General features: G+C 40.9%; 14 protein-coding genes. 2 read left to right on the plus strand and 12 right to left on the minus strand.

Annotation, left to right across the window (positions count from 1 at the left end):
* Window positions 1–14: 14 nt before the first annotated feature.
* Genes CLOL250_RS08760 through CLOL250_RS08770 form a run of 3 tightly spaced genes read right to left on the minus strand, consistent with a single transcriptional unit; the run spans window position 15 to window position 5,726 of the window.
* A complete protein-coding gene (locus CLOL250_RS08760; protein ID WP_008402000.1) occupies window positions 15–851 on the minus strand; it encodes a hypothetical protein in 837 nt (278 codons plus the stop codon).
* A complete protein-coding gene (locus CLOL250_RS08765; protein WP_008402001.1) occupies window positions 839–2,134 on the minus strand; it encodes a DUF5716 family protein in 1,296 nt (431 codons plus the stop codon). The genes CLOL250_RS08760 and CLOL250_RS08765 overlap by 13 nt, the downstream gene beginning before the upstream one ends.
* A 25-nt stretch (window positions 2,135–2,159) precedes the next feature.
* Window positions 2,160–5,726, minus strand: coding sequence for a DUF5717 family protein (locus CLOL250_RS08770; RefSeq protein WP_008402002.1), 3,567 nt, complete (start codon window positions 5,724–5,726; stop codon window positions 2,160–2,162).
* 157 nt (window positions 5,727–5,883) lie between these two features.
* Between CLOL250_RS08770 and CLOL250_RS08775 the strand changes: the two genes are divergently transcribed.
* Both CLOL250_RS08775 and CLOL250_RS08780 read left to right on the plus strand, forming a co-directional pair.
* Window positions 5,884–6,954, plus strand: a complete 1,071-nt coding sequence (locus CLOL250_RS08775; RefSeq protein WP_008402003.1) for a pyridoxal phosphate-dependent aminotransferase — start codon at window positions 5,884–5,886, stop codon at window positions 6,952–6,954.
* A gap of 41 nt (window positions 6,955–6,995) precedes the next feature.
* The gene (locus CLOL250_RS08780; RefSeq protein WP_044945666.1) at window positions 6,996–7,637 is read left to right on the plus strand and encodes a phosphoribosyltransferase; all 642 of its coding nucleotides are present in this window, start codon (window positions 6,996–6,998) and stop codon (window positions 7,635–7,637) included.
* A gap of 68 nt (window positions 7,638–7,705) precedes the next feature.
* On the opposite strand, the gene CLOL250_RS08785 is transcribed toward CLOL250_RS08780, so the two are convergent.
* The 9 genes from CLOL250_RS08785 to CLOL250_RS08825 all read right to left on the minus strand — a co-directional run bounded on the left by CLOL250_RS08785 (window position 7,706) and on the right by CLOL250_RS08825 (window position 20,851).
* Window positions 7,706–8,095 carry a HEPN domain-containing protein gene (locus CLOL250_RS08785; RefSeq protein ID WP_008402005.1) on the minus strand — a complete coding sequence of 130 codons (390 nt, stop codon included), beginning with the start codon at window positions 8,093–8,095 and terminating at the stop codon, window positions 7,706–7,708.
* Window positions 8,088–8,414: a nucleotidyltransferase domain-containing protein gene (locus CLOL250_RS08790; protein ID WP_044945669.1), complete on the minus strand. Its 327-nt coding sequence runs from the start codon at window positions 8,412–8,414 to the stop codon at window positions 8,088–8,090. The genes CLOL250_RS08785 and CLOL250_RS08790 overlap by 8 nt, the downstream gene beginning before the upstream one ends.
* A 405-nt stretch (window positions 8,415–8,819) precedes the next feature.
* The gene (locus CLOL250_RS08795; RefSeq protein WP_008402009.1) at window positions 8,820–10,418 is read right to left on the minus strand and encodes an ABC transporter substrate-binding protein; all 1,599 of its coding nucleotides are present in this window, start codon (window positions 10,416–10,418) and stop codon (window positions 8,820–8,822) included.
* A complete protein-coding gene (locus CLOL250_RS08800; RefSeq protein ID WP_008402011.1) occupies window positions 10,411–11,223 on the minus strand; it encodes an ABC transporter permease in 813 nt (270 codons plus the stop codon). The genes CLOL250_RS08795 and CLOL250_RS08800 overlap by 8 nt, the downstream gene beginning before the upstream one ends.
* Window positions 11,223–12,020, minus strand: a complete 798-nt coding sequence (locus tag CLOL250_RS08805; protein ID WP_021943440.1) for an ABC transporter permease — start codon at window positions 12,018–12,020, stop codon at window positions 11,223–11,225. Before CLOL250_RS08805 ends, CLOL250_RS08800 begins: the two co-directional genes overlap by 1 nt.
* Before the next feature lie 22 nt (window positions 12,021–12,042).
* The gene (potA, locus tag CLOL250_RS08810) at window positions 12,043–13,470 is read right to left on the minus strand and encodes a polyamine ABC transporter ATP-binding protein (RefSeq protein WP_008402014.1); all 1,428 of its coding nucleotides are present in this window, start codon (window positions 13,468–13,470) and stop codon (window positions 12,043–12,045) included.
* A gap of 143 nt (window positions 13,471–13,613) precedes the next feature.
* Window positions 13,614–14,396, minus strand: a complete 783-nt coding sequence (locus tag CLOL250_RS08815; protein WP_008402015.1) for a hypothetical protein — start codon at window positions 14,394–14,396, stop codon at window positions 13,614–13,616.
* Between the two features lie 155 nt (window positions 14,397–14,551).
* Entirely contained in the window at window positions 14,552–17,842 is a 3,291-nt protein-coding gene (locus CLOL250_RS08820; protein WP_008402016.1) for a leucine-rich repeat protein, read from the minus strand.
* 189 nt (window positions 17,843–18,031) lie between these two features.
* A complete protein-coding gene (locus CLOL250_RS08825) occupies window positions 18,032–20,851 on the minus strand; it encodes a CDP-glycerol glycerophosphotransferase family protein (RefSeq protein ID WP_049941101.1) in 2,820 nt (939 codons plus the stop codon).
* Window positions 20,852–20,983 lie beyond the last annotated feature (132 nt).

The raw sequence follows: 20,983 nt of genomic DNA on the forward strand, positions 1-20,983 counted from the left end.
TTACCTTTCATTTATCAGACAAGCTGATCCCGGAATTCGTCTTTTAATTCCGACAGGATCGTATCCATACGTCTGTCATAATCTTCAATATGTCCATGAAGTCGGTTATAAACCGCTTTCTGGACTTTATTGTAGATTGGAAGCTCCCGCACATCTTCTTTAGAATCGCCAACTTCACTCATCAGATCCTCTAAGAAGTTCGCAGGAAGTCCCCGCTTCTTAATCTCTTTTTCAAGTGTCGCGGTATCCACCGTAACTGCCAGCACACAGAAATATTCGATCAGGGATTCCTCGTTCTTATTTAACGAATATGCCTTAATAAAACAGCTCTTTGCTTCATCAAGCTGAAGATTTCCGGCCAGAGCAACTGCTTTATTATGATATACATTTCCGAGGAATTCATCCTCCTGTTTTTCTTTTTCCAGATAGCAGATAACCTCATCATAGATCGCACCCGCTTTTATATAATGCTTGTACCGCAGATATCCATCCGCCCGCAGCTTCTCGACTTCGTATGATTTTAACGTACGAAGCTTCTGGCATTCCGCCATAAACTGCCGTACTTCTTCACTGCTGTAATATCCGCCATACACTAGGATCTCCACCATGATATCCTGAACAAATGCATGCTTGTCAAGTAATGTATCGATCTTGTCTGCAAGCTCTGTGAGATCAAGCTCTCTTCTGATCCATGCCGACAATCTCGCCGATACATCTTCTTCCCCCACCAGCACCATATTATTATACAGGTAGTAACACAATTCCTCGTAGGAATATACAGATACCTTGGTATTCAGGAACGTATATGGATTCTGTGCAGTTTTTGTATTACATACAATTATTTTTCCCATTTCAGGTCAAATTCCTTCCTATATATCTTATTTGTGGTCGGGAACATCGTTCCAAATCCTTCATCCCTGATAACAACCGCTCCCTTTTCCGCACTGTAGAATTCCGCTTCCAGTGAGATCTTGGTCGTCTTCGGCGGACGCTTCGGCAGTCCGTGGATCTCGATATGCTCCTTATCATAATCTCCTGTCAATATGTTGCGATAGATCAGCTCCACCTGATTTGATTCGTCCGGAAAGATATATAATTTTCCCTTTGTGTGGAACCATTCCTGTCCTCCTCTGGTGATCGGCACAAATGTCTTGCTGTCATCATTTAAACTGATACCTATATCAAAGCCAACTGTATATTCCGACCGGATCAGATAACGGTCAAGCACCTTGCTGTGCCGGTCGCCAAATGCCCGGTAGCAGGCTCCCTTTGTATAGATATTCTGACCGACAAATACCCGTCTTCCCTGACAGAGGATCGTCGCCGACTCCTTCAGCCAGTTATCTGCAAAGCCAATTCCGGTCAGGAACACCGAGGACACATAAGTCTCTGCCAGAAGCTCCTGACAGATTGCTGCGAACTGCTCATCCAACTCCTCATCGTCCTTCTTAAACGCTGAAAATGTCAAGCGGTCTTTCAGGTTCTGATGAAATACATCTACGATCTCCGGTGATTTGTTATGCGTAATATCGAATCTGTAATAATCAAGTCCGCTGCTGTTAAAATCAAACAGCACCACACTGTTATTTCTTAATGACTCCGGCTGATTAAAGATGTAATAAATTCCACTGTCTATATGGCTTGTAATCTCAAACTGTTCATCACTCAGATGAAGTGCTTTCTGTAACTCCTGCACTGCCTTGATGATATGAATATCTGCATCTGCGATCGTTACTACCAGCCGCCTGATCTCATAGCTTTCAAACTGTTTTGTAAATTCCCGGATATGAAGCAGCAGCATTTTGACCAGAAGGTCTTTTGCTTTATAACTTGTTCCATAGATCTCCGTGTCCTCGTTGATGATCGTCTTCTGGTAAATACGGTCAACCACCACGCCATCTTCCTTGAACCGTTTTCCTGCAGCCACCGCTCCGACACTCCAACCGGATTCATCCTTTGCTCCGGTTCCGTCTTTATATTTATCTGTATAAAACATAATATTTGGAAGCAGATATGTATCTTTGGAATCGCTGTGACAGATTGATTCCGGTACTCCTTCATCCAGCTTATAATAACTTAACTGTGTATACTCCGGACTCAGATCCAATCCCAGATATAATGGATGTTCCGTCATGTTATCTCCTCCTGTTTCTGCTGTCTTATAACAATATCAGATTCTCCTCAAAGAAATGTGTGTTATTCAGATAGGTATCCATCGCCTGGATCAGCTCCTGATCATTTCTTGTCTCCTGACTGATCAGCATACTGTTGATCAGCTCAAATCGATTACTGTTCTTCTTATGACATGTTGTATTCTTTAAAATATCACTCTCAACGATGGATGAATTACCGCTCTCCGCACCATCAATGGAATATAACAGCGTCTCTCCGTGGAACACAACAAATTCCTTGATATAGATTCCCGGTATGATCTCATTCATTCGCTCCGATTTGTAATGTGCCATACTGTTGCTTTCCTGTCCGAAGCTGTAGCTTACCCAGATCTGTCTGCCGCTCTCGCCCTTAAAGATCAGATAGGTCTTAAACTTCATATCATCCGGCAACGTTACAAAGGATGCAAATTCTTTAAAGAACGGCAGGATCTTACTGCTGTCTATAAAATGACGAACTGTATTCCGGATCCATTCCTTCTGTTCTGCCGAGAACCGTCCACCGCAGCCTGCAAAATAAGAAAGCAGCGCCATCTCTGAAATCTCATCTGTAATGTTCTTCTTCTCCACCTCTTTATACAGACATTCCATGATATCCGCAGGAATCTTCAGATCCTTGATAATATACTGGTATGCACAGAACCGTAAAAATGCCTTGACTACCATGCCCCTGCTTCTGCCTGCGTAATAAAGCGCAAAGATATCAAAGATTGCCTCTGTATAAGCATCTGCAAACATCATCTGTGCCAAGATATTCTCTGCAAGCATATCAATATCACGATAATTTGTGTTAACTGCCTTAAACAGCTCTGCCATTTCCTCTAACGATCCATTATAGTTATTGATCAAAAATGCTAGAACCTTCTGTGTCGCATACCCCCTCCGGTACAGATATACACAAATGGATAATAACGTCCTGTCATCATCATAGCGCTTATCGGATATTCCGAATTCCGCGATCCGTATCAGTTCATCCACATCCACATCTACATATCCAAACCGATGTATTCCGTTAAATGCCTGCTCATACATCCGTAAAGAAATGTAATATGTAATGATCCGGGAAGCGTCCTCCACTTCCACATAATTCAAATCAATTCGTGACAGATATTTATATAAAATGTCCGCATCATAATTCTCATGATAATACTCAACCATATGGCGGAGTGCTCTCTGCCGGATCAGATAACTGATATTCGGACAGTTAGAGATATCACGCGCCAGATTGATCTCGGATGCATCCTTATATGAAAAGCTGTCTATATCGTTATACTCAAATAATAACAGACGGTAATCCTTCGGATTATACTCTTTACAGATATCCAGATAATTTTCTTCTCCGACAACCGGCTCAAGCCGGTATGGTACCGTATTGATATATCTGCAGCCCCGACTGTCAAGTAATGTAATGATAGCGGATTCTGACACGATCTCTACATAAGCTTCTCCATCAATCACATCCACCTGTTCACTCTTTTCCAGTTCCTCATGTGTTACAACCACTGATACAATATTCTTATTCCGACAGGTCAGCTTCTGCTTGAATATGATATTAATTAACTTTGATGCAAATTCCGGCTTCACGCTCTCCGGCTCCAGAAATTCTTCATAGATAACCGTCAGATCATCACTCACTTCTCCGTCGATGATCTTCTTCTCCATGAAGTTCTCGATCGCCGGAATATACTCATGGAACACATTCATATTCTGTGCCTTATTCATGATGACATTTGCATAGAGATACGCCAGCTCTTCATCATCTAACGTATTCTTGTAATTGAAATAACGGAGAATGGATTCCGGTATCGGCTGATACGTCTTCTTATCCATGCTCTTTAAGAAGCCCTCATACAAACCAACATATTTAATTCCTGCATTTGCCGCATCCTGATAATATACATGATACTCTTTATCACATTTTTTAAATCTGAGAAGAATTTCACATATCGTATCCAGTGTCATACGATCATGCTTTGCTGCATAGATATTCTCCAGCATCTTGAATGCGTGAATATCAAAGAGCTTCATTCTTGCAGCCGTCTTTACGAATTCCATAATGACATCTTCGGATACAAACTCATGCCGCATACCCCATCGGATAGCTGAGATCTCAAGCGGTGCGATCCGTTTCATCATAAGCGGCTGCTTATTGAACATATCACATATTTCAAAGTAAATAACCGGGCTGTTTACACCCTCATTATATAATTTCCGGATATCCTCATAGAGATTCCATTTATCCTCTGTATAACTGTAGTCCACAAATAACAGCAGCCAGAAATAAAACAGCTTGTCCTTCTCCTGTTCCAGTCGTCCGCGGACAAGTCTTGCCGTGCTGTCGATCATATCCTTATCCTTTGTCAGAAGTGCTTTCAGATAACTGTAATAACACTTCTCCATGCTGCCTGCCTCGTTCAGATCGGCATCTGCATCGATACGGACAAATTCCTGTTTTACATATTCTGTCTTGCCCTCTAACAGCTTCATATGAAGCAGACCCAGACGGTAGATATTATCCTCCGGTCTGTATTTGACCAGTGTTTCCAGTGCCTCTGTCGAACGTTTCGTGTAATCAGCAAGTGCCATCTTATCCGTACGGAAATCAATGTATGCTTTTGCCAGTGCCTCATGGCCTTTCTTGATCATGAAATTCACATGACGGTTCTTCGGCTCGGTTCGCTGAACCTCCGGCTTCTTGATGCTGACTTTCACGCTGATATTCTGCAGGGTATTATTAAAATGGATATAACCTGCCGATACTCCTTCCGGGATCTTCGTCGGATCGATCAGGAAGTTCAGTTCATAATTATTTCCGGTGAAATCCTGACCTGTGATCCTGGTTGCTTCCGGGATCAGGAAATCGCTGTCTGATGTAATATAGGTATGGGTATAACCCCAGGTATTCTTATTTACGGAGATCGTTGCACGAACCAGCTCGTCCGGCATCTCGATCAATAACTCACGCTGCTTTGCTGTCAGGGTGAGCACACGTTTCTTATGAGTATATACAAGGAATTCTTCCATCGCCTGATTGATGGATAACGATTTCTTCAGGCTCTCATAGACACCCTTTATGATCGCATCATCCCCTAAAAAGGTACGCACGAATTCCGGGCTGTCAAAGATCTGGACTGCTACATCCCAGTGCTCCTCTGCAAAGGTCGCGAACTGAAACAGATCCTCGATCCGTTTGTCTTCGACCAGAACATAAGGCGGTACAACCTCCACGCTGTATGGAATCTTATATTCGCCGCCATCCGTTATGATGTTGATATGTCCTTTGAAGCTCTTGCCTTCTTCGATTCCGCGGGCATCAAAAGAAAAGGCAACCGTATTCCGTCTGCCTACAAATGTATGACTCTTGAAATCGAACAGGTATCTGCTGTCATATACCATCAATTTGATCGGCACATCATTTTTTGATACCACCTTAAAGGTTCCCTGAAATACGGAGCCGGCTTCCACAGCCAGTTCCAGCTTTGCAATGGAAATATCAATATCCGGTCTTTCTACATTGAATTCTCCTCTGGCGTACTGTTCTACGATCCCTTTCATCTGGTTCTCCTTGCTTTCGTAATCATTTTATTAAAACTCATGTATTTTTCTTGTAATTAAATCCCCGAATCGGTATAATTATATAAAAACATATATTTTGATTATAGCAAAATAAATAGTTTTTTGAAACATTATATATGGAAAAAGAGGAATTTTTATGGGAAAAAGTACATCACATCTTTCTGGAAGCAATCTGCTCTCCCAGAATGAATCTGTAAGATTTGACCTGAACATGAATCCGCTCGGGGTTCCGGATTCTGTCAAAAATGTCATTCTTAACAGCATCGAAGATCTGAAGCGTTACCCGGATGGCTCATATACAAGATTAAAGGAAAGTATCGCAGGCTATTCAGGTGCGGATCCGGACGATATCATTGTCGGAAGCTGCTCATATGAATTTATCAAACTCCTGATCGAATTCAACAGTCCAAAGCATGCTGTTCTTCTTTCACCGGGAGCACACAACTATGAGAAGGTCCTGAAAATGAACGGCTGTGATATCACATACTATCAGTTATCCGAAGAAGAAAACTACGAACTGGATATTGCGGATTTCATCTCTACGTTAAATGAATCCATTGATATGGTATTTATCTCGAATCCAAACGGAACAACATCACAGGTCATCGACCGCGAATCTCTGGAATTCATCGCAAAGATCTGTACAGGAAATGATATTGCACTGGTCGTTGACGAGGAGTATATGGATTTCGTTCAGGATAAGGATGATTGCACCGCTATTCCGCTGGTTAAGGAATATGACAATCTCTACGTTCTCAGAAATACAAGCAAATTCTTTGCAGTACCCGGACTTCGATTAGCCTATGCAATTACATCAAATCCGGTATTTAAAAAGACAATGTCGATCACAGGATTTCCTTATGCGATCAATACACTTGCAGAGGCAGCCGGCATCGATATGTTCAAGGATGCTTCTTATATAAGCAAAACCCAGACACTGATGAAGACGGAACGGAATCTGGTCTATTCTGCACTGGCAAGCCGCAAGACGATCAAGCTCTATAAGCCGGATGCGAATTTTATTCTGGTCAAATTACTGAAAAAAGACATTTCCGCACAGACGGTTGTGGATCATTGTCAGAGTAAGGGATTGTATATCAGAAGCTGTGCAGATATCACAGGACTGGATAATTCTTATATCCGCTTCTGCTTCATGAATCCGGAACAGAATGATCTGGTCGTAAATACAATTTTAGAGATCGTATAACAACTATATATGTTATTTAAATGAAAGGGTGGTACATACATATGAAACATGACGCAATGAAATTAACATCTTCTTACAACAATCAGTTATACATCAAAGTGATGAACGGTCACTTTGCTACAAACCATTCTCATATCAACCAGTACATTGATATGACAACCCTGAAAGTCAGAGGCACTATGGCTGCTGCCGCTGCCAAATCCATGGGAACCGAATATGTAGCATCAACTATCGTTGATACGATCGTCTGCATGGATGGTACTGAAGTGATCGGTGCTTATCTGGCAGAAACCTTAAGCCAGAACGGTATCACTTCCATGAACCAGCACAAGTCCATCTACGTTGTTACACCTGAGGTTCACAGCTCCGGTCAGTTGATCTTCCGTGACAACCTCCAGCCAATGATCGAAGGCAAGCATGTGCTTCTTCTGATCGCATCTGCTACAACCGGTAAAACGATCAAAAAGAGTCTGGAGTGTATCAAATACTACGGTGGTTCTATCGCAGGTATCTCTGCTATCTTCTCTGTTGCGACAGAGGTTGACGGCTATCCGGTACATGCACTGTTTACCGAAAAGGATCTCCCTGATTACAAGACTTATCCTCATGATCAGTGTCCAATGTGTCAGGCCGGAAACCGCATTGAAGCTATTGTAAACAGCTATGGTTATTCTGAATTATAATTTATAGTATCCAAAATAGAAGCCTGGGAGAAATTTCTCCTAGGCTTCTATTATTATCATTATCTTTATTACTCCTCCAAATATTTTTTTACCTCACCAATAACCAGCTTCGCTGTCTGAAACTGTTCTTCCGCTTTTTCTCGCGACGCAATATAGAAATCATCATAATCACTTTTTTCACGTACTCTTTGTAGCGTTCCAAGCTTTCTTCCTATTTCACGCGGAAATATTTCTTTAGCCACATATTCTTTATTAAAGTATCCCATAACATCTTTATGACGCTTAAAATCAACTGTACTCAACGCCAATATAGCTTTTACTGCATAAAATGCAGCATAGTAAGACCGATTAATCGAATCCTTATACAAACCTTCTTTTAAACAATGTGCTGCTACTTTCAAACTATCTTCAGCTTCAGCAATTCGATAATTACTTAAATTCTTTTGTCTCTCATCCAATTACTATCCCCTCCTTCTCTACATTATCAAAAAACGGCAATGCCCCCAACCAATATTTATAATGTTCCTCATTTTCCAGAACAGGATTAATCACAATGCCTGATTCCAATTCTAATTCAAAAGCAAGATCAAAAATTTTGTTCTCGACTTGTTCTATTTCTTCTTTTGAAAAGGGGGTTAATATCATAACATCAATATCTGAATTTTCCTTATAATCACCACGAGCATAAGAACCATAGACAATAATTTTAGAGAAATTATTTTCCAATATTTTTTTAGTACCCTGTGCAAAGGTCATTAAAACTTCCTGTCTTGTCATAAAATTTTCCTCCTGTTCCTGATTATTTTTATTCATATATTATGTAGTTATAATAACATTTTTTATTTATTAATGCCATTTAAATCTATTATAATCCCAAAATTCCTCAAATATCACTGAAAAATTATTTCATCTTATTATTCATGCTTTGGACAGCTTTCATTCGTCCATTTCTTCGGATTCGTGTCATCCGGTATCAACCCGGTCAGAAAATATCCGTGATAATTTTGCATTATTTGATTTCGCACTGACCTGGTAACGCCCACAAAAAAGAGGAACCCTTCATATCTTGTTCCACAAAAGTCAAATAAAAAACTAACGATTGTGTGTTCAAAACATAAAAGATTCCTATTTTTATTCTTTAAACTTTCTGTCAATCACCGGCACTATACTTGCAACTTACTATTAACTATGGTAATGAGAACGCTTATAATGCACGATGAGCCCTGCTGCCGCAAGGATCAATATTACTACAATCACCCACACCTGCGGAGTTACATCCTTAATGTTATAGCAGCGGACATTGATCCACATCTGATTGATCCGTTTGCTGGCATCTGCATCAAAGTACTGCATGATCGCACTTCGCTCGATCGCCGCTTCGTCCGGATACTGGGCATAGAGCTGACGTCTTGTCTGCTCCTCCGGAGCTGTTATGATGTAATCAGGATCCGAATTATCACCACTGAAGAAATAACCAAGCGGATATTCTGTTGTATCTTCTTCTCCATCTTCCGCACCATAATTCCAGTTCAGATAATCAAATACTGTATTATCATCTTCGCCTCCTGCAATAACAGAAGTATATCCGATGTAGTACATATTTCTGACTGCATTGTCCGGTCTTGAAAGAAAGTTCACAAAGCTTTCTGCTACCTGTTGTTTTCTGGCATCTTCATCGATACCATCCTTTAACATCACCCAGCCATCAAACCAGAGATTAGTAGATTCCTTCGGCACGGCGAAATCAAGATAAAGATCATCTTCTTCTGCCTGATCCATCGCATAAACCGCATCACCGGACCACTGATAATTTGCAAGTACCTTGCCGGATACCATATCTGCCTTACCACTGTCTGTCTCAAAGGAATATACATTGTCCTTCATATCCTGAAGCAGATCCTGTACTTCCTGTATCGTTTCCGGGCTGACATCATTCATTACCCGAAGCAGATCATCATGATAAGTATCTGCATTTGTGAATTCCTCTGATGTCAGTTCGTCCTGCTTTAAAATACCAAGTGCCGCAAAATAAGAATCACGCACATTATCCTTGATCGTAACCTGACGTGCAAACTTCGGATTATCCAAGATATTCCATGTACCTGCTTCTTCCTCCGTTATCTCCTCCGGATTATATAAGATACCGGTTACACCCCACATATATCCGGCTGCATATTTGCTCCAGCTCTCACCATTGATCTCATTTTCATCAAAGGTCTGTCTGATATATGGAGATACTCCCTTTGCATAATAATTTTCCTCTATACTCGTGTCATAAAACGAATCCGAAAACGGAACTACTTTTTCTTCTGCCATCAGCTTCATGATCATGTAGTCGGATGGACAAACCAGATCGTATTTATCACCAAGAGTAAGCATGTTATAAAGGTCTTCATTTGTTCCAAAACAGGAATATTCCACCTTTACCTTCTGACCATATGTCTCATAGTACCAGTTCTCAAAATCCGTCACCATGGAATTCTCACCGAAGATCTCGGTTCCATCTTCCAGGTCGATTACTTCGTCCTCATCCCATTCTCCAAGGTCGATATATTCTTCCCAGTTGGATACTCGAAGCACGATCGTATCATCCGACTTCTGTACATCGGCAGCATCTGTCTTTGCTGCATCACTTCCTGTATTATCTGATATGGCAGATGCTTCTGTCTGATCCTGCACATTATTATCTGCCTCCGCATGTACCAGATAAGCCGCAGGTGTAAGCATCATAAGTCCGGCACAGAAGCCGGCAAATCCTTTGAATAACTTCTTCTTATTCATATCTGCCACCTGCCTTTCCGGCTCTCGCCTTTGCCTTTGATGTCATATTCATACCAACAACGATCAGTATAACGATCACGAAGATCACTGTTGATAACGCCCATAAAGCAGTCTTGATCTCTGTCTGAGATCCTTTCGTCGCATTTACGACATAAGTACTGATCGTATCAAAGGTCGCAGGCTTCGTATAGCTTGCAATGAAATAATCGTCTAATGACAGGGTAATTGCCAGTGCAAATCCTGAAATCACCCCCGGCAGGATCTGTGGAAGGACTACTTTTACCAGTGCGGTAAATGGTGATGCACCCAGATCCATAGCTGCCTCATACAGGCTTCCATCCATCTGCTTTAGCTTCGGTACAACTGACAGATAGACAAACGGGGCAGACAGCACAACATGTCCAACGACCAGCGGCACATAGGATTCCTTACTGACACCAAATACTACGATCAGCAGGATACAGATTGAAAAACCGGTTACAACATCTGCATTTACAACCGGAACCTGATTCATCGCAGATACGATCCCCGATGCAAGTTTCTTGGAATAAAATGCACCGATCGCACCCAATGTTCCAAGCAGAGTGGCAATCAATGCAGATCCAACCGCAAGAAGAACCGTACCCCAGATCATATCTGCAAGCTCAGGCTTTGTAAATAACGTAATATAATTCTGAACGGAAAATCCGTGTATTGTTCCGATATTTGCCGAATCCGTAAAACTATAAACTGCAAGGATCAGAATCGGCAGATAGAGGATCACCAACATCAATATAATAAAAACAACCCGAAATCCTTTTTTCATTATAACAATGCACCTCCTCTGTTGTTGTCTTCTCCCTCATATTTATTTGTAAAGAGAGTAAAGATTAATATGATCAACAGAAGCACCAGTGCGATCATGGATCCATTGTGCCAATCGTATGCAGCAAAATAGCTACCTATCAGGCTACCCATAACATAAGTGCTGTTATACAACATATCCAATACAACATAGTTCGTCATAGACGGAAGGAATACCATCACGATACCACTGATGATACCCGGAACAGATAACGGAAGCGTCACCTTTAAAAATGTCTGAACAGAGCTCGCACCCAGATCATTTGCTGCTTCTAACAGACTGTTATCTAACTTCATCAATGTTGTATAGATCGGCAGGATCATAAATGGAAGAAAATCATATACCATACCGATCACGGAATTCAAAAACGGATAATATGCCAGATTATGCTCGATCAACGTCAAGACTTCTTTTAAAGCAGTCAGTCTTAACGTAAAATTGATCCACATCGGAAGAACGAAGATCATAACAATGATCGACTTTTTCTTCCATTCACTTCTGGCAAGTATATAGGCGATCGGGTACGCCAGCAACAAAGCTGCTGCCGTCGATACACAGGCGATCGCAAAGCTGTAGGCAAGGGTTCCGATCGTGTTCGGACTGGTGAAGAATCCTGTCAGGTTCTCCAGCGAAAACTGCCCCTCTCCATTTGTAAATGCATAATATATAATGACTATAAGCGGTGCAACCACAAAGCATATCAGGAACAATGCATATGGCACACACAGTTGTTTTCTGGAAAAACGTAATGTACTCATCTCTGTCTCCTTTTGCTTTCGGTTATTTCTTAAGTTCAAAGTGGATCTTATCCTTTGGAATCACAAGGCTGACAAAGTCATCCATATTCCAGAGATATTCATCGTGAACAATGAAGTCTTCCTCATTCTCCGTACGGACTACATAGCTGTAGTGGTCTCCTTTATAGATCAGGTTAATGATATGACCGGATATGATACCTTCCTCCTGATCATCACTCATCGTAATATCATCCGGCTTGATCGTTAAGATCACCTTGAGCCGCTCATAATCGATGACATCTCCGGACGCATCCATTAATACACCATCCTCATAATGAGACGACGGAACGATCTTACTCAGATCACACTCAAGCTCACCATCTAAGAATTCCAGCTTATAATATTTGTCAACTCCTGTCTCGATGCGGTTCAGTGCTTTCTCCGCAGGCATAACATGAATACCATCCGGTTCTACATTCAGTCCAACCATGTCGCCTACCTTTGCAGACTTTGTGGACTGTATCACGATCTCATTTTTACCGGACTGTACTGTGATCTCATAATGAACACCTTTAAATACCACAGAGATAACCGTTCCTTTTACTGCTCCCTGCTCCGGTGGCACGATCAGGATATCCTCCGGACGTACTACGACATCCACCTGTGTTCCATGTTCTACATCATCCAGACATTCGAATTCCGCACCGCAGAAACGAACCTTTAATTTGTCTGTCATGATTCCATTAAAAATGTTGCTTTCTCCGATAAAGTCGGCAACAAATGCGTTCTTCGGCTCATTGTAAATATCCTCCGGCGTACCGATCTGCTGGATACGGCCTTCTGACATTACAACGATCTTATCTGACATTGTAAGCGCTTCTTCCTGATCATGGGTTACATAGATAAAGGTGATTCCCAGTCTCTCATGCATTCCCTTTAATTCGAGCTGCATCTCTTTTCTCATCTTCAGATCCAGCGCACCTAGCGGCTCATCAAGCAGCAGGATCTCCGGCTCATTTACCAGTGAACGTGCGATCGCGATTCTCTGCTGCTGTCCACCGGACAATGTCTGAACGCGTCTATCTTCAAATCCCTCAAGATCTACCATCTCAAGGGCCTTTTTTACTTTCTTTTCAATCTCAGCCTTTGGAAGCTTTTTCAGCTTCAGACCAAATGCAATATTGTCATAAATATTTAAATGTGGAAACAATGCATATCTCTGAAATACCGTATTGATCGGGCGCTTATTTGGTGGTAACTTGCTGATGTCCTTACCATTTAATAAGATCTCCCCCTCTGTCGGCATCTCAAAACCGGCTATCATTCGAAGTGTGGTCGTCTTACCACAACCGGACGGCCCTAAAAAGGTTACAAACTCCCCACGCTGTACCTCCAGATTAAAGTCATCCACAGCCGTAAAGTTATCATCAAAATTTTTTGTGATATGCTTTAACTCAATAATGTTTTCCAATTATTTATACACTCTCCTTTTCAAGTTATTTGTAATTTTTATCATTAGACAAAAATCAACTAATTCTAACATATCCGGGAGAAAATTAATATATATTTCGTGTTATTTTTCTTAGGTTTTGTGTAAATTTTACATCTGAAATTTCATCGTCTGAGAACCGACGCATACAACCTGACCAGATCTGTCTTATCGCCGAATTGAAGATGAACCGAACCGTAATCCGTCCCCTGAAGCCGAACATTTTTATTCACTGCCAGATCACTCAGATGCACGCTGGAATTCAGCCGCCCGTACCAGCCATCCGGAGTCTGCGTAAGCCCTGTGACCGGAAGCTCAGCCAGCAATTTTTCTAATAATGTGTCCTTCCCTGACGGCTGCTCGAACAAGTCTGTATCTGATATCTTTTTCATTTCTGCCGGATGTGTCTTCTTCTGCATCACACTCTCTGCTGTCTGCAAAGAAAGATCTGCTTCGACGCTCACTGTCTCATCAATATTCAGATCATTATAAAACGTATGAATCCGGTCAACTGCTTCTATATTGTCCGTATGAAAGATCAGATAACTCTGACCGGTATTAGAATCAACAAGAAAAGTGATCCTCCAGGACTCACTTTCCGCGTTACTTTGAAATGTTGTTATAGAATCATCCTGTCCGGTGATTGTCAGTTCACCGGAAGTTAAGCCAAAATATTCAGCCGTATTTAACAGGAGATTTTTTATTGCTGTCGGCGCCAGACGAGAATGAGACACCTGATACACACCCCATGCACTCACATCCGCATCGATCTGCCTCTGTGCATCTGCCTCCCGCACTCCGGCAAATACTTCTTCTATGTCCATTTTCTCATTTATAAAAAACTGCAATGCTGCTGCGATCCAGACAAGCAGCACCATGTATATCTTCGCTGATCTTTTCACGTACATGTCCACCACCCTTTTTCTATATTCTGGACAATATCATATTCTTTTATACTTAGCGTATTATTTTTACTTTACAGGTCATTCCTTTCTCATAAAAGAAAATGCTGTCAGACATATAAATGCCTGACAGCTCATCGACTACAGAAATCTCCGGCTCTCTATTTTATCTTCATCTTCTTTGTAATTCCCTTTTTTAACAGGAACTTCTTATATACCGTCTTCTTTCCTTTCGGAACCTTGATCGTAGCCTTTGCCTGAATCTTTGTAAATGCCTTCGATCCTACTGAAGATGCTTTTAACTTTTTCGACTTGATCGTAACTGTCTTCAGATTCTTACAGCCGGAAAATGCATAACTGCCGATCTTTGTTACATTTGCGCCTATTGTAACCTTTTTCAGCTTCGTTCTGTTTACACAGGCACGAGATGCGATCGCTGTTACCTGATAGGTCTTCTTACCAAGCTTCACGGTCTTAGGAATCGAAAGTGTCGTAACTGAATTCGAGGTTACTCCACCAAAGGCAACCGTCTTTGAAGAAGTGATCTTATAGATCATCTTATTTTTGATCACGACATCACCTTTCCGATATCCTGTCTTTACTGTATTATCAAATGATAAAGTATTATCCTTCTTGAAAGTTTTCACGCGCTTGGACTTTGTCTGTACCTTGGATAACTGGTATGGATTGATCTCTACAAATACAGGAGAACCATTATTTGTGACATACCATACAACCATACCGGATTTTGTAACGACCGGTTCACACATGGCAAGTGCAAGTGGTGATGCGCAGATTGCTGATGCTTTATTTCCGGCTTCGTCTAACAGCACCATCTTTGTCGTATATGTATTTTTCTTTGTATTCTTTTCTTCCCATAACAGAAGGAACTGGGAACCACTGATCTTCACAAGCTTTGGATTCATAACTGTGATCTTATCCTTGGCTGTATAGTTTGTGATCCATGTAGCATCATTTTGTAATTTTGTCTTGGACCCCGCATTAATGTAGACGTTCGTTACTGATGTCTTTTCGCTTTTAATACCGGTTCCTGTCAGAATATAATTATTATCTCCAAGCTTCAGATCATTTAATGTATAACCTGTATAATTATTTCCTTCATACCCCGGTATAGAGATAACGGTTCCATACATAGATGGTTCTCCAACCTTTTTACTCACCTCCGTTGCTGTAAGTGCAATCCCTCTCGGATATGCATCCCCCAGATCTGCCCGGTAAATATAGGTTCCATCGGTTGCAATCTGCTGTGCAAAGGAATGGCTGACATAACCTTCTGACAGATTCATTACACCATAATACGAATCTACCAGCTTCATGCTGTTCTCATTTACTACAAAGGTGCAGTTTGCCTGATGATGATATCCGTCGTCACTGGCAAACATCGTATGACAGGTATGTATATATAATTTACCAGCCGTCTCCGTCATCGAAAGTCCGCCTGCATTAAACGGAGTATAGGTATTGGCTCCCTTAATCTTACAATTGCCAAGCCTTTTCCAGTTCTTATCATATTTAACGACACGGATTACTTCCTTCTTCTTGCTCTCCTTTGGATTTGACTGGCCAAATACAAGATAGTTGTATTTCTCACCGCTATAATATCCACCAAATAGCGGGAGTTCGCATTTAATCTTTTTCTGGCTCTTTAACCGATAGGATGAATCATAAACTTCACGAATAACAGAGCCACGGATGTACTCTATACGTTCAAAGGTTCCATCCGCTCTGGCATTCAGATAGGCCGTCTGGACATTTCCATATGTATATCCTGAATTGATACTCTGGTGCATCGTAGCTGATACTGCTCCTACCGCCCCCGTCGATTTATATGCATTTCCGCTCTTTGACAATGTCGAGTCTGTTACTTTGACCGTGATCGTCTTCTTCACATTGATCAGCGATGCACTGATCGTGATCTTAGCAGTTCCTTTTTTCCATGCATTCAGATTTCCTTTCTGATCTACACTTACAACCTTTGGATCCGAACTCTTATAAGTGTAATCCAGAGAAAATCCTCCATTTGTACTGCAGACCACAGTACCTGATGCTCCAACCTTCATATTTGCAGGTGCATTTACATTAAAGCTAGTCGGATATGTCCAGTCAAAGGTTTCGAGATAATAATTACTATCCTTTTTTTCTATCACAACACAGTTGTTATTCTTATCCATAAAAAACGTGTATACAGGATATGTAGTCTGCATACGGATCTTTTCTTTGTTCGTTGCAATATCATATTCTGTCAGTACTTTTTTATCTGTTTTTGCAATCAAAGAGGTTCCGGCACTATTTAATACACATCTTGGTCCGATACTGGAAAGATCAAAATTTTCATCATCGCCATAGTCAGAATCAGCTGTATAAAATGCCATCTTTAAAGCATTTTTATTTGCAATATTGATTGGTGATACTGATACGCTACTGTCGATCAGGCTGATACTGGTCGAACTCTCTGTGACATCATTGATATCATATTGATTGGAATCCACCAGTGCACAGATCTCTCCATTAAATGTAGATAATGTAGCAAGATATCGTCCATTCAGCATCCGTACCGGTGTCTTATGCGTAAACCAGCCAAACTGATACAGATACATCATGTTCGCACCCTTGATCGTGATGGAATTATCACGGTTCACTTTTCCTGCTTTCAGGCTCGCCATGCTGTGATCGAAGCCCCAGTATCTCCAGTTCTCTTGCCCCAGATAGTAAAAGTTTCCATTCGTCTGATCGAAGCCCAGGAATTCATATATATCCTCTGCTCCGCCTTTCTGGCTCAACAGCTTACCATCCGGACTGAACAAATATAATTCATCCTCGTGTGTTGCTATATAATATCTGCCCGCTCCATCTACACCGAGCGCTGATATAAGATTTGCCCAATATCCATTTACATTAAATGTATCAAAATTCTGCTGTTTTTCTGCTCCTGTCTTAAAATTATAACTGTCAATCTCTACCTGACAGGCATAGCTGTATGAATCCGATGAAGCATCTGTATTTCTCTTATAATCTGTGGTCGCAAAATAAACGGCATCTTCATTCATATATGCATCTTCTATATAATATCTGCTGGTATATACTGTTGTATATGTTTCATTTGTCATATCATAAAAGACGATCTCATACTGCTTTGAATTGTCGTATACTTCTTCCCCTACCGTATGCAAAAAAAACATACCATTCTTTTCTGGTACATACACCATGTCATTATACGAAGATGTCTCCCCGATCTTGTCCGCATCCAGCTTCACTGCAGCTGACGCGGCTAACTCTGCTGTATCAGGTTCCGTCTGCTGTATCTCGTTGACAGGCGTCTGTGTTGTTGTCCCGGTCTCCTCACTCGCCTGTACGCCGACCGGTGCCACGAGCAGCCCAAGACCAATCACAACCCCTGCAAGAGCAGTTGTAATTCTGTTCCATTTTCTCATACTCACATACTCCCTTTCATTTTTAACTTATACATAGTATACATTTTATCACGGCTTCCATACTTTACACAATCATAAATATAGAAGAACCACAGACAAAAATCAGGCAGCTCCAAGCTGTATAAATATATCCATTCTTCCGGATGTATATCCATACGAAATACCTGTAACTGCCTGTTTTTTATATTATTAATTATTCTCCGTCAGAACATACTTCTCCTGATAGTCTATCATCTCTTTATAGATTCTCTCACAGTTATTATGATCTCTGTAATAGAAGAAGTCATCGGCACGTTTTACATACTCCGGCTTCATCTTACAGTCGTTCTGCATATACTCGATCAATGTATGGATCAGCTCATCATTATCATGGCAAATTTCCCCAAATGCCATCGTATCATAATGGAAAGTTCCTTCCTCATAATGCTGTGGAATATCTTTATGATGCAGATATACCAACGGCTTTCTCATATAAGCAAAATCGAACTGGATTCCTGAGAAGTCCGTTACCATCAGACTGGACTCACAGAACATATCCTCATAACTCATATCACCAACTGCCGGAACAATATCCACAAAATCATTCTTGTCAAAGTCATCTACCTGTGAGCTTACGATTGGATGCAGAACATACTTGATGCGGTATCCATATTTCTCGGCAGCATCGATCAGACGCTTATCATTGATGAGTGCATTAAACACCTTGAAATATTCTGATTCCTTGAACAGTGGATTGTAATCCCGCTGTTCGCTCTCACTGGTACGAACCGGCATCGCTGCCTGCATTCTCCAGGTCGGGCTGATCATGATCTGCTTCTTTGCACGATCCTTCAATCCATCATATCGTGGCACTCCCGTCAGCTTCAATGCATCATAGCCAACGTAATCGTATACCGGTCGTGACAGATTTTCGATCTCATACTTCGATGCACAGAAATATAATCTGGTATTATCACGAAGTCTGTTCTGTGCGATCGCGATCTTCTGAACTGACATACCATGCTGAACACAGCAGACATGGAAATGCGTCAAATCTCTGATGTAGGATGAATTTGTAAGTGTATATCCGTTAAATGCGTATACTGTTGAGTTCGATATAACCATCATATCCGCATACAGGAATATAAGTCTGTGCTTTAAAGAGTCACGAACCAGTGGCTTGTATCCCTCTTTTTTCAAACGCTTATAATCCGTACTCTTTTTATCGACCAGATAATAATGCTTGATCTTCTTATTCTGCGCACTTGCATATTTGTACAGATATTCGGAAGAATCTCCACCCTTATAGATTTTATCAATATACATCCAGATCGGCTTTCCGGTCATAAATGGTCTGCAGATAAAATACAGGACTCTAAGTAATGCATATTTTCTGGTGTAGTTATTCTTCAACAGCATATCTTTTAACAGCTTCAGTTCTTTAATAAACTTCTGCCGTTTATTGACCTTACGGATGATGATACCCTTTCGTTCCGCTGTCATCATGTATTCTCTGTTATCCCCGAATACCCAATGGCTGCTTCCAAAGGCATTGCAGACACGGCTGAAATGCGATGGATAGCGAATATTGATCGGCTCTAACTGGTTTCCGATCGCTGCTTCACAGAATAACTCAGACTCTGATTTATCCTTGACAGGGATTGACAGATGAAACGAATGTCTCTTACAGATTGCCGCACCAAATGCCTTTGTCAAACCATATCTTTCATTGTACTGAATCTTATATTTCTTATTGTTATAACGGAAATACACTTCATCCACCATCGAATACAAGATTGGATGAACCGTACCGTCAATTTCCAACATGCCGTCTCTGTAATTTATAAACAATATATTTGTGGAAAGACTCATCAAAGAATTAAATAATGTATCTCCGATTCCATAGTAAATCTTTCCGGCAAGGAAGAAGCGTTCAAACTTATAATCTTTTCCGTTTCGAAGGATTCCGTATACCCATTTCATCGTATCACCGGTGATACAATCTACAACCTTATTCCGGTTCAGCATGATATTTTCTTCGATCAGACGAAGCGCCTGTCCGATCAGTTCCAGATATTCTTCACCATGGCCTTCTTCGATCACATGCTTGTTCTTGTTATCCATATTTCCATTAAATCTCGCCATAACGGAATACATGAAATTATACTGGATAAATACCGGAATACTTCCGTATGTCACCTTCATTTCCTGTAAAAACGGCATCCAAAAATCAGTAACTGATTCAAAATACCACTCTCTCATATACAGTCCGCGATAGAATATATTATCGTGTTCTTCATACTCATACGCTGTTAATGTCGCATATGGCAGAAAACATGTCTTCATCGTCTTCGCCATCAATCGAAGCATAAAATCCCGTTCTGCCTCCAGTCCAAGAGCCGGATCAACCGACTGCTTTTTGAATGCTTCTGCACGGATGATCACGCCACCAAATCCAAATGGAAAACAGTCATACTTACTTTTCAGATCAATAATGTAAAAGGATTTGATATCCTCTCCATCCGTAACCTTTTTATAATTACGAAACGCTCCAAATGTCTCATCATGAAACGCCTTTGTTATCATATATGTGTCCATGTCATAGCAGTGAACATTTCCTTTTACAAATACTTCTGCCAGATTCGACGAGATATCATCACCTGCATGTATGATCATAATATAATCACCGGAAGCCTTCTCTGCCATCTTCTGGTGTGCGTCCTGCTCGGATACATACGTTTCTTTATTTACTTTACTTGTAAATGCATGATTGCCGATTCTGGTAATAACATTTTCATACCATGAACGATCGTCCTGTACACGATCTGTATTTAAAATAACCTCCACCTCATAGGAAGCTGTTACCGAGTCTTTTTTACCATTATTATATTTCTTATCAACATGCTTTCCTGCGACTGTAACCTGATTGTCATGCTCCAGACTATAGGATGCCATTTTCTCAAGTGCTTCCACTGTTGTCTGATTTAATTTCTTATCATCCGACAAATAGCAAATAATCGATAATTTCATTTTCATTTCTCCTGCACTTTTCTATTACTTCATACGCATTTAGACTTATGTCAACTTACAAATAGACATACAGTAATATTGTACATAAATTTTACATATAACGCAAGTGCAAGATATTGGCTGTATTCAGCG

The sequence above is a fragment of the Clostridium sp. L2-50 genome (assembly GCF_000154245.1).
In the GTDB taxonomy this organism is placed as follows: domain Bacteria; phylum Bacillota; class Clostridia; order Lachnospirales; family Lachnospiraceae; genus Coprococcus.

Coding starts and splice junctions, on each gene's coding strand:
- CLOL250_RS08760 (WP_008402000.1), bottom strand. CDS start 851: ATGGGAAAAATAATTGTATGTAATACAAAAACTGCACAGAATCCATAT.
- CLOL250_RS08765 (WP_008402001.1), bottom strand. CDS start 2,134: ATGACGGAACATCCATTATATCTGGGATTGGATCTGAGTCCGGAGTAT.
- CLOL250_RS08770 (WP_008402002.1), bottom strand. CDS start 5,726: ATGAAAGGGATCGTAGAACAGTACGCCAGAGGAGAATTCAATGTAGAA.
- CLOL250_RS08775 (WP_008402003.1), top strand. CDS start 5,884: ATGGGAAAAAGTACATCACATCTTTCTGGAAGCAATCTGCTCTCCCAG.
- CLOL250_RS08780 (WP_044945666.1), top strand. CDS start 6,996: ATGAAACATGACGCAATGAAATTAACATCTTCTTACAACAATCAGTTA.
- CLOL250_RS08790 (WP_044945669.1), bottom strand. CDS start 8,414: ATGACAAGACAGGAAGTTTTAATGACCTTTGCACAGGGTACTAAAAAA.
- CLOL250_RS08795 (WP_008402009.1), bottom strand. CDS start 10,418: ATGAATAAGAAGAAGTTATTCAAAGGATTTGCCGGCTTCTGTGCCGGA.
- CLOL250_RS08800 (WP_008402011.1), bottom strand. CDS start 11,223: ATGAAAAAAGGATTTCGGGTTGTTTTTATTATATTGATGTTGGTGATC.
- CLOL250_RS08805 (WP_021943440.1), bottom strand. CDS start 12,020: ATGAGTACATTACGTTTTTCCAGAAAACAACTGTGTGTGCCATATGCA.
- CLOL250_RS08815 (WP_008402015.1), bottom strand. CDS start 14,396: ATGTACGTGAAAAGATCAGCGAAGATATACATGGTGCTGCTTGTCTGG.
- CLOL250_RS08820 (WP_008402016.1), bottom strand. CDS start 17,842: ATGAGAAAATGGAACAGAATTACAACTGCTCTTGCAGGGGTTGTGATT.
- CLOL250_RS08825 (WP_049941101.1), bottom strand. CDS start 20,851: ATGAAATTATCGATTATTTGCTATTTGTCGGATGATAAGAAATTAAAT.